A 14643-nucleotide genomic window follows, 5' to 3' on the forward strand; every position below is an offset into this window, starting at 1 on the left:
TTCAGGAAATGTATTCGTTCCTGGTGGGAATGAGTTGGCACTTGAGGGGAACAACAATGGATCATCATAAGTTGGACAACCTTTATCTGATGCGGCTTTTTACCCTGATTGTCCGTCTGGGTTCCTTTGTGGCCGCCGCCCGCCAGCTACAAATCACCGCAGGTAAAGTTTCCAAGGATATTCATTTTCTGGAACAGCGACTGCAAACCCGGTTGCTGCACCGTACAACTCGCAGCCTGACGTTGACCGATGACGGTGAGCTGTATTTTCAACAGGCCGAGCGGATCCTCGAGCTTAATGAGCAGCTGCTCGATAGCCTCAGTCGGCGCAGGCATGAACTGGCCGGCGAACTGAGGATTACGGCCCCGGAACTTTGGGGCGAGCTGGTGTTGACTCCCGTGCTGCTCGGCTTCAAGGCCAAGCATCCGCAGGTAAGCATAGTGGCCGAGTTTTCCAATCGAGCGGTAGATCTGCTGCAAGATGGATTTCATATCGCTTTTCGCAGCACCCGGCTCTCGTCTGAGCCCTATATTGCCAGGGAGCTGGGGCAGGACGAGTCGGTTCTCTGCGCTGCACCGGCTTACTTGGCATCACGCCTTGCTCCGGCTCAACCCGGCGACTTGTTGCAGCATGAGTTGGTCACTTTGGCGCAGGGTAACAGCCGAAATGAGCTTTGGTGTTTTGAACATTCCGCAGGCCAACAGCAGCTTGAAGTTCGGGGCTCTTTGGTGTTCAACAACAAGAAAGCTATCCATGCCGCGGTTTGTCATGGGTTTGGGATAGCCAGATTGCCCAAGTATCTGGCCGAGCCCAGTCTGAAACAGGGAAAGCTGCAAACCGTATTGCCCGAATACAGGCTCAAGAGCGCCACTTTCTACGCGCTCTATACGCAGCGCCGCCGAGAGTCGGCACTGATCCGGGCCTTTATCGATGCAGTAGAACAGGCTCTGTCATTGCAAGCGCTCGTTTGATATGAAGCTGGCGGGAATTTATCGCGGCATCTTTCGCCCGAAAAGTTCCCTCTGGCCCCATAGCAGTGGGATATTTTTCAGCTGAAATTGGCAATCTTTACATTTGTAATCTGTTTGTGCTCTGCCTTGGTGGTGGGCGTTTTTCGGGCAGTGGGTCAATTTGACTTGATGACGGTTATTCTGTTTCCCCGGCTGTCCATTGCAGATAGTGTGAAAGTGTTACTGATGTAATACTTTGTTTTATCTGTTATATTCCTGCGTTCTGTTATTTCCCCTTGCGCTTGTTGCCGGCTTTTTTAGCACAACCCTTTTCTATTTCCCGTCGATTGAGCCTCAGTTAATGGTACTTTATCCTGCCTTTTTCGCTGTTGGGACAAAATTTACCTATATATTTGGACAAAATGTCTTTTAGTGTATTTTTTGTTCATTTTGGTTTTATAAACTGCTTATGGTTTGTTTGTTGGCTTTTTGCTCTGCTTGATTCTATTTTTGTGGTTCAATTTGTCATAGCTATTCCTTTGTGATCTCTGTCTCGTGTCATTATTTGTTATCCTGAGTTTCTTTAAGGATAATCTTACACAGAGTGTGGTCTTTGGTTTGACTGCACTTGGCAGGTCGCAGCCAAGGGCTGCGACCCCAATCAAAACTCATAACGACAAGAGTGTGAGGACGCTATGAACAGACGTCAGTTTTTCAAACTGTGCGCTGCCGGGGCGGCAACTTCAGCCATATCTGCGCTGGGGTTGTTGTCCGAGAAGGCTTATGCCGCAGTTCGGGAATTCAAACTACTCAGAGCTAAAGAGACCCGCAACAACTGCCCGTATTGCTCGGTGGGTTGTGGCTTGCTTATGTATAGCCAAGGCAGCGGTGGCAAAAACTCTGAACATGCCATTTTTCATATTGAAGGTGATGCCGATCATCCGGTAAACCGCGGGGCGCTCTGCCCTAAAGGCGCAGGCCTGGTGGACTATGTTAACAGTCCGCACCGTCTGCAGTACCCTGAGTATCGCGCTCCGGGCACCAATGAATGGAAGCGCATCAGCTGGGGCGAAGCTTACAAGCGTATTGCCCGTTTGATGAAAGACGACCGTGATGCCAACCTGATTGAGAAAAACGCCGATGGCGTTACAGTCAACCGTTGGTTGACCACAGGGATGATGACTTCATCCGGTATGGCGAACGAGAGTGGTCTTGCGACTCAGAAGTTTGCTCGTTCTCTCGGCCTAGTCGCCATCGATACCATTGCACGTAACTGACACTCCCCAACGGTAGCAAGTCTTGCTCCAACATTTGGGCGCGGTGCCATGACCAACCATTGGATCGACATCAAGAACTCTAATGTAGTGATAATTATGGGCGGTAATGCTGCAGAAGCGCACCCTGTCGGTTTCGGCTGGGTTACAGAAGCTATGCAACATAACAATGCCAAATTGATTGTGGTTGACCCTCGCTTCAACCGTAGTGCCGCTTTGGCCGATCACTATGCTCCTATCCGCTCAGGCACAGATATTGCCTTCTTGCTGGGTGTGATCCGCTATCTGATCTCCACTAACCAGATCAACTTCGACTATGTGAAGGCCTATACCAACGCCAGCTATCTGGTGCGGGAAGACTTTGAATTCCACGAAGGTCTGTTCTCCGGTTTCGATGAAGAGAAGGGCGACTACAACAAAGAATCCTGGTTCTATCAACTCGACGAAGACGGCTATGCCAAGGTGGATGAATCCCTTGAGCACCCACGTTGTGTATGGAACCTGCTGAAACAGCACGTAGAACGTTACGACTTTGCCACTGTCAGCAACATCACAGGGACGCCGGTAGATGACTACCAGGTGGTCTGTGAGGCGATTGGCAGCACTTATACCAAAGACAGGGTTGCGACCTTTATGTATGCCCTGGGTTGGACTCACCATAGTAAGGGTGCGCAGAATATTCGTACCATGGCCATGGTGCAGTTGCTGCTGGGCAATATTGGTCAGTTGGGTGGTGGGGTTAACGCCTTGCGTGGTCACGCCAACGTTCAGGGCTCAACCGATATGGGTCTGCTGGCGCAGAGTCTGCCGGGCTACGTTAAACTGCCCAACGACAATGAACCCACTTTGGCCGCTCACCTGGCAGCGCATACGCCCAAGCCTTTGCGTCCGGGTCAAACCAACTACTGGCAAAACTATCCCAAGTTCTATGTCTCTTTGCTGAAAGCGTTCTGGGGCGATAACGCGACCCCTGAAAACGACTTCGGTTACGACTGGTTGCCGAAATGGGATCAGATGTATGACTTTGGCCGCTACCTCGACATGATGTATCGCGGTCAGATCAACGGTTGTATCGTGCAAGGGGTTAACGCAATTAACTCTATGCCCAACCGTAACAAGAACCTCAAGGCGCTGAGTAAGCTCAAGTACTTGGTCGTGCTGGACAACTTGTCATCTGAAACCGCAACCTTCTGGCAAAACGAACCCGGCTTCAACGAAGTCGATACCGCCAGTATCCAAACGGAAGTGTTCCGTCTGCCCACAACCTGTTTTGCCGAGGAAGAAGGTTCCATCGTCAACTCGGGTCGCTGGATGCAGTGGCACTATAAAGGCGCCAATGCTCCCGGCGAAGCCATGGCCGACTCGGAAATCGTTGCCGGCATCTTGCTGGAGCTGAAAAAGCTGTATCGCGAAGAGGGCGGTAAACTGCCTGAGCCTGTGGCTGCGGTTAACTGGGAATACACAGATGCCCATAACCCGAGCTCTGTTGAGCTGACCAAAGAGTTGAACGGATACGATGTTAACACCGGCCGTCAACTGAGCAGCTTTACTGAACTCAAGGCCGATGGCAGCACCGCCTGTGCCTGTTGGATCTATGCCGGTTCCTGGACCGAGCAAGGCAACCAGATGGCACGCCGCGACAACCACGATCCGTCAGGTAAAGGTATTACCCCGGGATGGGCATTTGCTTGGCCTGCCAACCGTCGGGTGCTCTACAACCGAGCCTCTTGTGATGTCAACGGTAAGCCATGGGATCCAAACCGCACCATAGTCGAGTGGAAAGATGGCAAGTGGGAAGGCATAGACGTGCCTGACTTCAACGCCAAGCTCAATCCACAGGACAGTGCACACCCATTCATCATGCAGCCGGAAGGGGCGGGCCGTTTGTTCGCGCTGAAGCTGCTGAAAGAAGGGCCGTTCCCTGAACACTATGAGCCGGTGGAATCACCAATCGGGACCAACCCATTGCATCCGAAAGTGGTGCACAGCCCAGTGCTGCGTTGGTTTGAGGGTGTGAAAGAAACCATAGGTACCAAAGACGAGTTCCCATACGCCTGTACCACTTACTCGCTCACAGAACACTTTAACTTCTGGACGACTCACTGCCGTTTGGCGGCGATCTCCATGCCAGAGACCTTTGTGGAAATGAACGAGCAGTTGGCGGCAGAAAAAGGCATCAAGAATGGCGACTGGGTGAAAGTGAGCTCCAAGCGTGGCCACATTCTTACCAAAGCCTTGGTGACCAAGCGTTTGCGGCCACTGCAGGTCAATGGTCAAACGGTACACACTCTGGGTATTCCACGTCACGGTAGCCATAACGCCCTCACCAAGAAGGCTTATAGCTGTAACGTGCTGACTACCGAAATGGGTGATGCCAACACGGGTGTTCCTGAGTACAAAGCGTTCCTGGTGAACGTTGAGAAGGCGGAGGTCTGATAATGGCAACACAAGATATTATTCGACGCTCCGGCACCTCAGCGGCAACGCCGGCATCGCAAACTCGGATTGGTGACGTCAAGCAGGTCGCAAAACTGTTTGATGCGACCAAGTGTAACGGCTGTAAGGCCTGTCAGGTGGCGTGCTCCGAATGGAACGATCTGCGCGAAGAAGTGGGCAGTTTCGAGGGAAGTTATCAAAACCCGATGAAACTCTCAGGCCAGGTCTGGACCCTGATGGAGTACAACGAGGTGATGGACGAGCGCAATAAGCTGCGCTGGCAGTTCACTCACTCAGCTTGTATGCACTGCGCCGATCCCGCCTGTCTCAAGGCGTGTTCGACCGCAGGCGCCATTGTGCAGCATGTCAATGGGGTGGTGGACTTCGATTCAGACAAGTGTATCGGTTGCGGTTATTGCGCCAGCGCTTGTCCGTTCGATATCCCCAAAATCGATCCCAAGGACAACAAGGCCTACAAGTGCACCATGTGTTCCGACCGTCTGGCGGTCGGGCTGGAGCCTTCCTGCGTCAAGACCTGTACTACAGGCGCACTGCGTTTCGGTACCCGTGAAGACATGTTGTTCTATGCCGATAAGCGAGTGGCCGAACTCAAGGAACGCGGCTTTGCCAAGGCCGGGCTGTACAACCCAGAGGGTGTGGGTGGCACAGGGATGATGATGATATTGCACGATGTCACTCAGCCTGAAAGCTACAACATGCCGGAAGATCCGCAGATCCCACTGTCTGTCACTCTGTGGCAGGACTGGGTCAAGCCTCTGGGTACCGTGGGGATCCTGGCAACAGCCGCTGTGGCTTGTCTGCACAAGATCACCGTTGGCCGCAACATAGTCGAAGAGGATCAACCCGGTTATCAGCCGCCTGAAGAAGATCAGCAAGCGGCTCAGAAAGAGGAGGACGGCAAATGAGCGAGCATCACAAGCAAGAGATGATAGTGCGTCATAAGCTGTTCGACCGTATCTGCCACTGGTTTATTGTGGCGGCAGGTTTAGTCACTTTCCTGACCGGTTTTTCGTTCTTTTATCCTTCCTTCCAGTGGTTGGGTGGTATTGCGGGCACGCCTCAATTGGCGCGCTTCATCCACCCCATTGCCGGGTTGTTTATGTGTCTGCCGCTGATGCTGATGTTGGTGCGTTACTACCATCACAACAAGTGGGAGAAGAACGACCTGAAATGGATGCTGGCCATCAAGGATGTGATGTTTGAGAACGAGGACAAGATCCCGCCTATCGGCCATTACAACCCTGGGCAAAAGGTGCTGTTCCGTGCGTTTGTGGTGACATCTATCGTACTGACTGTCACCGGCTTCATCATGTGGCAGCCCTATTTTGCACCTTACTTCTCAGCCACTACCGTGGGCTGGGCCATTCTGCTGCACGCCGTCTGTGCTCTCATCATGTTGATTTTCGTGATGGTGCACTTCTGGATGGCGACCTGGGTAGAAGGTTCGGTCGCGGGCATGCTCTACGGCAAGGTCTCCAAGGCCTGGTGCCGTAAGCACCACCCCAGAATGCTGGAAGAAGATTCGGAAGCGGAGAAACATTAAATGAGTCATACAGCCGAGATACCCCTGGCCCCCGGCAGCGAGTCGCCGCTGGAGCTCAAACCACTGAAAGCCGCCGACCCTGCCAGCGTCTATCTGCGCAGAGCCAAGCGTTTGGAAGTGTTGGCCAAGGACTCGCCGCTGGCTGATTACCTGGAGCTGTGTCGCCGTTTGGTTGCTGTACAGGCCAAACTGGCGGCGAAGGAAGACTTCGGTCTTCCTCCAGCCTGGGACAAGTCCGAGGGCGAGCCCCTCACCGACTTGGGTCCCAGCGCCGACAGTTACTGGCAGAGCTTGCTGCAGCAGTTGCTCAGTGAACTCCTGCCGCAGGTGGATGAGTCGGTCGCCCGGGTGCTGCGTCTTTTGATGCAACAGGCACCCGAGCAATTGAGTGCCTGGGGGCAGGCGCTGCGTCAGGGCAACCTGAGTGCAGTGCCCGCCAGGTTCAGTCTGTTTCTGTGGGCCGCTATGGGGCTTTATTGGTCTCATTGGGCGCCGGCAGTTATTCAGCGCATGGATCAGCGCAGGGTCGAACAGCAGAGCCTGTGTCCGGTCTGTGGCAGCCATCCGGTTGCCAGCGTGATAGTCGATGAACCCAGAGCCGGTTTGCGTTATCTGCATTGCAGCCTGTGTGAGAGCGAGTGGCACTACATACGTGCCCACTGCACTTGCTGCGGGCATGACAAGGAGATGACCCTCTGGTCTCTGGACGACTATCAGGCCAATGTTCGCATCGAAAGCTGCGAGGCTTGTCATGGTTATACCAAGATGATGTTCCTCGAAAAGGCGCCGCTGATGGATGTGGCCGCCGATGATTTGGCGACCCTGATGCTCGACAGTCAGCTCAATGAGAAAGGCTATGGTGCTACCACAGTCAATCCCTTGTTGCTGGCCCACGAGACAGAAGACAGCGAGTAACCAAGCCAGTAAGAAAGCCGGGAGGGCTCAGGCCCTCCCTTTATTCAGTCAATGATGAAACAGATGATGACCCAAACTGCCGATACTCTCAAAGACCTCTATCGGGCTTTGCCTTCCATGGATAGCCTGCTGGCCGAGCCGGCGCTGGCCCCACTGCTGAGCCGCTTTGGCAAGGCCGCCGTCAAACAGGCGCTGGATGGACAACTTCGGCTGGCAAGAGCCGGGATAGGCAGCGAGCAACGCCTGCCTGAGTGGTGTCACTCACACCAAACCCTGTATGGCATTTTGGTTGATCAGCTGTCCAGCGATTATCGCCACAGTTTAAGGCCGGTATGGAACCTCACCGGCACCCTGCTGCACACCAACCTGGGACGGGCGCAGCAATCCGAGGCGGCCATCGAGGCCGTCACTTCTGTGATGCGTTACCCAACTCCGCTGGAGTTTGAGTTGCAGGCCGGCAAGCGCGGCCACAGAGACAATGCCGTCAGCTCGCTTATTCACCGCCTCACCGGCGCCGATGCCTGCTGTGTGGTCAACAACAATGCCGCCGCTGTGCTGTTGATGCTGTCGGCGGTGGCGGCCGGTAAAGAGGTGATAGTTTCCCGTGGCGAGTTGGTGGAGATAGGCGGCGCCTTCCGGATCCCCGACATCATGCGTCAGGCTGGGGTTACCCTGGTGGAAGTGGGCAGCACCAACCGTACCCACCTCAGGGATTACGAGCAGGCGATAACCGAAAACACCGCTGCCATCATGAAGGTACACACCAGTAACTATCATATTCAGGGCTTTACCGCCTCGGTGGAAGAGTCGCGGCTGGCGACACTGTGCCGCGAGCACGATATTTCGCTGATCTCGGATCTCGGCAGCGGTTCGCTCACCGACTTGCGCCGCTTCGGGCTCAAGCAGGAGCCCACTCCCCAGGCGATGCTGGCCGATGGGGTCGACTTGGTGAGCTTCTCCGGCGACAAGCTGCTCGGTGGCCCTCAGTCGGGGCTGATTGTTGGCAAACAGTCGCTTATCAACAAGTTGCAAAGCCATCCGCTCAAACGGGCGCTGCGCTGCGACAAGCTGATTCTGGCGGCGCTGGAAGCCACACTGATCCATTATCTCAACCCGGAAACCCTGGATACTGAACTGCCTATGATGGCCAAGTTCGGCCGCAGCCAGCAGCAACTCAAACTGCTAGGCAGCCGTTTGCACCAGGCGTTGCAGCCCCTGTTTGCCCCCGGCTATCAACTGGAGCTGGTGGAGTGCCGCACCCAGGTGGGAAGTGGCTCACAGCCGGAGACCTTCCTGCCTTCGGTGGCTCTGGCGTTCAGTGCCAATCCGGGCGCTAGCCTGATTGAGCTTGAGCAACACTTCAAGCAGGCGGAGCGGCCGGTGATTGGCCGGATCAGCAATGAGCAACTACTGCTGGATCTGCGCGGGGTCGACGATGAAGCCGAGTTACTGGCCGAGCTGAGCACTCTGGGAGTGTCGCTGTGATCCTGGTAACCGCCGGCCATGTAGACCATGGCAAGACCAGCCTGATTCGGGCCCTGACCGGGCAAAATACCGACAGATTGCCGGAAGAGAAACGCCGCGGCATGACCATAGATCTGGGTTATGCCTTTATGCCGTTTGCCGACGGCCAGCGACTGGCCTTTATCGATGTGCCTGGCCATGAAAAGTTTATCAACAACATGCTGGTGGGCGTCAGTCATGCCAGACACGCGCTCTTGGTGCTGGCCTGTGACGACGGCGTGATGCCGCAGACCCGCGAACATCTGCAAATTTTAGCCATGTTGCCGCTTAATAGCCTGACGCTGGTGCTCACCAAGAGTGACCTGGTGGAGCGGGCCCGCATTGATGAAGTGGCTGCAGAGAGTGAGGCGCTGCTTTGTGAGTTTGCCCTCAAGGCCTCCGGTGTGTTTAGCGTTTCGGCCAGCAATGGCCAGGGGATCGATTCACTCAGAGAGCATATTCTGGCGTTGGCATCGAGCGAGCTACAGCTTGAGAAGGCTGGCGTCGCCGCAGACGCGCAGCAGGCCTTTCGCATGACCCTGGATCGCGCCTTCAGCGTCAAAGGCGCCGGTTGGGTGGTCACGGGTACAGTGATCAGTGGCAGTGCCAATGTCGGTGATAACCTCTACAGCTCGGGTCAGAAAGACAAGCTGAGGATCCGCGGCATTCACTGCCAGGGGCAGGAGTCGCAGACGGCGCTGCCGGGCACCCGGGTCGCCCTCAATCTCAGTGGCGTCGATAACCACAGAGCGCCGCAGCGCGGTGATTGGCTCAGCAACTTGCCGCAGCCGGACGCCTGTGGCCGCCCTGTGGTGCAGATCCGTGCCTTTGAGCCAGTGACTCACTGGCAGAGCGTGCATTGCCACCACGGCGCCGATCATACTCTGGGGCGAATATCCCAACTGACCGAGGCCGATGAGCGCGGCTACTGCCTGGCTGAACTGGTGCTGGATAAGCCACTGATATTGTGCCAGGACGACCCCATAGTGCTGCGTCATGCCAGTGGCAAGCATACCCTGGGCGCCGGCAGAGTACTGGCACTCACAGTGCCCAATCGCAAGAAACGCACCGAAGAGCGGCTCGCTCTTCTTGGCCGTCTCGCCGACGCCGAAACTCCGGCCGCGGCTCTTACCCTTCTAGGTAGGCAGCAGGCCTTGGCCGTGCCTGACTTGGCCTGGCGCTGGCAGTTGACTGAAGCCGGTTTGAGTCGGGTCATCGAAGAATCCGGACTCAGCCGCCACGGCGGTTTCCTGTTGGCACCTGAACTGCTTGAGGCCGAGCAACAGCACTATCTGTCCTTGCTGGAGCAATACCATCAGCAGCACCCGGATCAATTGGGGCTGGGGCGCAACCGCCTACTGCGCATGAGTCACAGCAAGTTGCCATCGCCGCTGGCCGGTTTGATCCTGGAGCGCCTCTGTCGCGATCGCCGCATGGTGCTGCGCGGCGCCTTGCTGCAGTTACCACAGCACAGAATGACCTTGGATCCCAAAGCCGAAGCCTGTTGGCAGCGTTTATCTCCTTGGCTGGAGCAGCAGGATACCCCTGTGTGGGTCACGGAAATGGCCGAATATCTTGAGCTGGAGCCGGGGGAGCTGCGGCCGCTGTGTTTCCAGTTGGTGCAACAGGGATTTATCACCGCCGTGGTGAAAGACAGATATCTGCTCAGCAGTAAGCTGTGCCACTACGCCGATCTTATTCGCAGTCATTTAGAGCTGAAGGGACAACTGGAAACCGCTGAGTTCAAGGCGATGGTAGGTCTTGGCCGCAAGGTGAGTATTCAACTGTTGGAGTTCTTCGATCGCAGCGGTTTTACTCGCAGGAAGTATCGCAGTAACAGTCGGGAGATCCGGGATGTTGAACTTTTCTGGTCCCATGAAGATTGGCGGAAGAACATAGGAGTCGAACCTACCCGGGACTGCTGGCAGCCCCACCCGGATTTGAAGTCCGGACGCCTCACCGGAGACGACGTTCTTCCATCGAAAGACAGAAGGATAATAGAAAATGAATGCAGTTGAAGCAACCCTGTTTTTATTTGCTTTATGAGTTTGTGATATAGCTCTTATTTTATTTTAAAGTCTGTAAATTTTTATTATTTAGATAGGTTCAGAGGGTACTTATGGATTATTATTCGCATGACGTTGTCACCGAGAAACAAGTTACCCTTATGGAACAAGGGCAGGCTTCGGAATTAACTGACTACTTAGCGAACGAAGTGAGAATCGCCCTGGTATATAACGGCATTGCCCACACGGTAATGTTGGCCAGTCCGCAGGATCTCGAAGCCTTTGCAATCGGCTTTACCTTGTCGGAGCGCATAGTCAAAAACATAAATGAAATCAAGGGTGTTGAACTTGAGTATACCGAAGAAGGTGTGCTGGTTCAGATTGAGATAACCCAAAGATGTTTCATGGAATTAAAGCAACAAAGACGCAATATGGCCGGTAGAACCGGTTGTGGACTTTGCGGTGTTGCCCAACTTGAAGAAGCGGTTAAACCTGTTATTCGAGTTGATGATGGTGCCAAGTTTAATATCAATAATTTAAAGGTTGCTTTGAATTTTGTTAAGGATAATCAACAGCATTTTAAATTAACTGGCGCCACCCATGCTGCCATGGGTTTAAATAAAGATGGGCATATTATTGATGCCTATGAAGATATTGGAAGACATATAGCACTGGATAAGTTAATCGGTGCCTTTTCACAGAAACATGCCGAGCGGCCAATCGCGGTTTTATTGACCAGCAGAGCCAGTTTCGAGATGGTGCAAAAGGCTGCCAGTGCCAATATTCAGATTCTTTTTGCCATGTCCGCCGTGACCTCACTGGCGTTGGAGTTGGCCGAGAAGAGCAACATCACGCTGGTGGGCTTTTGCCGCAACGGTCGTGCGACGCTCTACACCCATGGTCACAGACTGACGGGATTGAGCCGCGATCGCCTGGCCAAAGCCATTTAGGGAAGCTGCGAATAAGGCCTCGAAGTACTCGGGCCTCTTCCCTGGCACAGCGCTTACTGTCTGCTCATCATCGTTGTTAAACACTGTTTATGACCGGTCGGAACCCAGTTCCAGCCGGTCTTTAGTGCTTTGATGATGGCTGACAGCCGGTCGTTTGCTGCACTCCAGCGATTTTATCGCCGTAAAGGCATACATAAGATGCGACAGGTCAGTTTCTGCGGGCTGCCTGTTCGCACCTGTAATGGTTGACGGACACGCCTGTGTCCGTTTAGACAAGGTCTCGTTCATTAGGGTAATGACATGACATGGCAACAATTTAAACAACAATATCTGGTCCGTTTCTGGGCTCCCATGCCGGCTGTTATCGCTGCCGGTATTCTCTCCACCTACTATTTTGGTCTTACCGGAACCTTCTGGGCCGTGACCGGCGAATTTACCCGCTGGGGTGGTCATTTACTGCAAATGCTTGGTGCCGAGCCGGAAAACTGGGGTTACTTCAAGGTGATAGGTCTGGCCGGTACGCCGCTGGATCGCATCGACGGCATGATGATTATCGGTATGTTCGGTGGCTGTATCGCTGCGGCGCTATGGGCCAACAACGTCAAGCTCAGAATGCCACAGAGCCGGGTGCGCATCATGCAGGCCCTGGTTGGTGGCATCATAGCCGGCTTCGGCGCTCGTTTGGCCATGGGGTGTAACCTGGCGGCCTTCTTTACCGGTATTCCGCAGTTCTCGCTGCATGCCTGGTTCTTCGCGCTGGCCACTGCTGCCGGTTCCTACTTTGGCGCCAAGTTCACCTTGCTGCCCATGTTCCGCATTCCGGTGGCGCTGAAGAAGGTCACCAAGGCCAGCTCGGTCAAGCAGGATGAAAACCAGGCCAGAAGGCGTTTTCGGATCGGTATGCTGGTGTTTATCGGCATAGTCGGTTGGGGACTCCTGACCTTGTTCAACGCACCCAAGCTGGGTATTGCCATGCTCTGTGGCGTCGGTTTCGGTCTGTTGATTGAAAGGGCACAGATCTGCTTTACCTCGGCATTTCGCGACATGTGGATCACCGGCCGTACCCATATGGCCAAGGCGATCATCATAGGTATGGCGGTAAGTGCCATAGGGATTTACAGCTATGTGCAACTAGGGGTTTCACCCAAGATCATGTGGGCCGGTCCCAACGCGGTTATCGGTGGCTTGCTGTTCGGTTTCGGTATAGTGCTGGCCGGTGGCTGCGAAACCGGTTGGATGTACCGCGCCGTGGAAGGGCAGGTGCACTTCTGGTGGGTTGGCCTGGGTAATGTTATCGGCTCCACCATTTTGGCCTACTACTGGGACGACTTTGCCGAACCACTGGCCACCAGTTGGGACAAGGTCAACCTGCTTTCCAGCTTGGGGGACAAGGGCGGCTTGCTGGCCACCTACCTGATGCTGGGCCTGGCGTTTGCCGCCATGCTCGCCTGGGAAAAACAATTCTTTGCCCGTAAAGCCAAACGGGATGCACAACTGACTGCGGAGGCCGCGTAATGAGCCAATATACTCCTGATTATCAATTGGATATGGTTGGTGAACCCTGTCCTTATCCCGCCGTTGCCACCCTGGAGGCCATGCCCCAGCTCAAGCCTGGCGAAATTCTGGAAGTGATCAGCGACTGCCCACAGTCGATCAACAATATTCCATTGGATGCCAAGAACCACGGTTACAAGGTGCTGGAGATAGAACAAAACGGCCCGACTATCCGTTATCTGATCCAGCGCTGAGGAGCCGGTTATGCTGACGATTCTCAGTGGTTTGGGCATAGGTCTGGCCATGGGGTTTGTGATGCAGCGGGGGCGTTTCTGCATGGCGGGTGGCATACGTGACACCTTCCTGCAGAAAGACTTCACCATGGTGATTGCCATATTGATCGCCATCAGTATCCAGAGCCTGGGGCTGTTTGCCTTTTATGAGCTGGGCTGGGTCAAGTTGCCGACGGGGCATTTCCCCTGGTTGGCAACTCTGATTGGTGGCGTGCTGTTTGGCCTGGGTATGGCGGCGGCAGGCAGTTGCTCCACCGGAGCCTATTACAGGGCGGCCGAAGGCTTGGCTGCCAGTGTGATGGCAGTGCTGGGCTTTATTGTTGCCAGTAAACTGGTGCGCACGGCCGAGCTCAAGAGCATGCTGGCCCCCATCAAACAGCAACAGTTGGCCGATCAGACCCTGTATCAGAGCCTGGGGGTTTCGCCCTGGTTGGTGAGTATCGCCCTGGCGCTGCTGACCTCCGTACTGGCGATGCGCTATCTCAAGCAGCGCAAGCGCCCTGTGGCCCTGATGACCCCGAGGCGCAGCGGCCTGGCACACCTGTTGTTTGAAGCCCGTTGGCACCCGTTCGTGAGTGCGCTGATCATTGGCGTGCTGGCTCTGCTGGCCTGGCCTGCGAGCCTGGAAAGCGGTCGGGTCGGTGGCGTTGGTATCAGTGGCCCCAGCGCTCAGCTGTGGGATCTGCTGACCACTGGCAACACCAAGTTCTTCGGCTGGCCGGGATACTTCCTCATCGGCTTGTTTGTCGGGGCCTTTATTGCCGCCCGTGGCAGTTCGGAGCAGCGTTGGCGCTATCCGGGCCACAAGACGGTATTGTTTGGGCTTATCGGCGGTCTGTTGATGGGCTTTGGCAGTGGCATTGCCGGTGGTTGCATGTTGGGCAATGCGCTGGTGGGTACCGCCTATCTGTCCTGGCAGGGTTGGCTGTTTATTCCGGCCATTCTGCTTGGCAGTTACTGCTTCAGTTACTTTACCCTGATCCGGCCCATGCGTCTGGCTCAGATCTGAGTTTTATCCAAGGAGTTGTATATGAAACATGTTCTCGATACTACCGGCAAACTCTGTCCTTTCCCTTTGATAGAGCTGCAGAAGCTGATAAAGGGCATAGAAAAAGGCGACGAAGTGGTACTGGACTATGACTGCGCCCAGGCGACAGAAAATATTCCTCGCTGGGCCGCCGAAGAGGGCCATGAGGTGACTCACTTTGCCCAGAAGGGTGATGCCGCCTGGACCATGACCATCAAGAAGGGCTAACGG

At 54.8% G+C, this 14643-nt stretch carries 11 protein-coding genes, 1 tRNA gene and 1 pseudogene; 12 read left to right on the top strand and 1 reads right to left on the bottom strand.

Features of this window, described 5'->3' with window-relative positions; all coding sequences use genetic code 11:
- Positions 1 to 56: 56 nt before the first annotated feature.
- From ACSHSR_RS03000 to selB, 7 genes and pseudogenes are all read left to right on the top strand, one after another.
- Positions 57 to 971 (top strand): LysR family transcriptional regulator, encoded by a 915-nt coding sequence (locus ACSHSR_RS03000; protein WP_342206821.1) that lies wholly within the window; start codon positions 57 to 59, stop codon positions 969 to 971.
- Positions 972 to 1645: 674 nt separating this feature from the next.
- Complete coding sequence (gene fdnG / locus ACSHSR_RS03005) at positions 1646 to 4660, top strand: formate dehydrogenase-N subunit alpha (RefSeq protein ID WP_109247074.1); 3015 nt, start codon at positions 1646 to 1648, stop codon at positions 4658 to 4660.
- A 2-nt stretch (positions 4661 to 4662) separates the two neighbouring features.
- The gene (fdxH, locus tag ACSHSR_RS03010) at positions 4663 to 5586 is read left to right on the top strand and encodes a formate dehydrogenase subunit beta (protein WP_025010179.1); all 924 of its coding nucleotides are present in this window, start codon (positions 4663 to 4665) and stop codon (positions 5584 to 5586) included.
- Positions 5583 to 6224: a formate dehydrogenase subunit gamma gene (locus tag ACSHSR_RS03015; protein ID WP_025887980.1), complete on the top strand. Its 642-nt coding sequence runs from the start codon at positions 5583 to 5585 to the stop codon at positions 6222 to 6224. The genes fdxH and ACSHSR_RS03015 overlap by 4 nt, the downstream gene beginning before the upstream one ends.
- Positions 6225 to 7139, top strand: coding sequence for a formate dehydrogenase accessory protein FdhE (fdhE, locus tag ACSHSR_RS03020; RefSeq protein ID WP_215794438.1), 915 nt, complete (start codon positions 6225 to 6227; stop codon positions 7137 to 7139).
- A 63-nt stretch (positions 7140 to 7202) separates the two neighbouring features.
- Entirely contained in the window at positions 7203 to 8624 is a 1422-nt protein-coding gene (gene selA / locus ACSHSR_RS03025; RefSeq protein ID WP_342180323.1) for an L-seryl-tRNA(Sec) selenium transferase, read from the top strand.
- Positions 8621 to 10456: pseudogene (selB, locus tag ACSHSR_RS03030) on the top strand (selenocysteine-specific translation elongation factor); the annotation flags it as partial. The gene selA and the pseudogene selB, both read left to right, overlap by 4 nt.
- A gap of 69 nt (positions 10457 to 10525) precedes the next feature.
- On the opposite strand, the gene ACSHSR_RS03035 reads toward selB, so the two are convergent.
- Positions 10526 to 10620 (bottom strand) — tRNA-Sec (locus ACSHSR_RS03035).
- A 141-nt stretch (positions 10621 to 10761) separates the two neighbouring features.
- Here ACSHSR_RS03035 and fdhD point away from each other — a divergent pair.
- The 5 genes from fdhD (at position 10762) to ACSHSR_RS03060 (ending at position 14640) form a co-directional block, all read left to right on the top strand.
- The gene (gene fdhD / locus ACSHSR_RS03040) at positions 10762 to 11598 is read left to right on the top strand and encodes a formate dehydrogenase accessory sulfurtransferase FdhD (RefSeq protein WP_144160617.1); all 837 of its coding nucleotides are present in this window, start codon (positions 10762 to 10764) and stop codon (positions 11596 to 11598) included.
- 300 nt (positions 11599 to 11898) lie between these two features.
- The gene (gene yedE / locus ACSHSR_RS03045; RefSeq protein WP_028780618.1) at positions 11899 to 13113 is read left to right on the top strand and encodes a selenium metabolism membrane protein YedE/FdhT; all 1215 of its coding nucleotides are present in this window, start codon (positions 11899 to 11901) and stop codon (positions 13111 to 13113) included.
- Positions 13113 to 13346 carry a sulfurtransferase-like selenium metabolism protein YedF gene (gene yedF, locus ACSHSR_RS03050; RefSeq protein WP_025010175.1) on the top strand — a complete coding sequence of 78 codons (234 nt, stop codon included), beginning with the start codon at positions 13113 to 13115 and terminating at the stop codon, positions 13344 to 13346. The genes yedE and yedF overlap by 1 nt, the downstream gene beginning before the upstream one ends.
- Positions 13347 to 13356: 10 nt before the next feature.
- Complete coding sequence (locus tag ACSHSR_RS03055) at positions 13357 to 14394, top strand: YeeE/YedE family protein (protein WP_071238706.1); 1038 nt, start codon at positions 13357 to 13359, stop codon at positions 14392 to 14394.
- 21 nt (positions 14395 to 14415) lie between these two features.
- Positions 14416 to 14640 (top strand): sulfurtransferase TusA family protein, encoded by a 225-nt coding sequence (locus ACSHSR_RS03060; protein ID WP_025010173.1) that lies wholly within the window; start codon positions 14416 to 14418, stop codon positions 14638 to 14640.
- Positions 14641 to 14643: the final 3 nt, after the last annotated feature.

Source organism: Shewanella sp. VK101, from assembly GCF_056497865.1.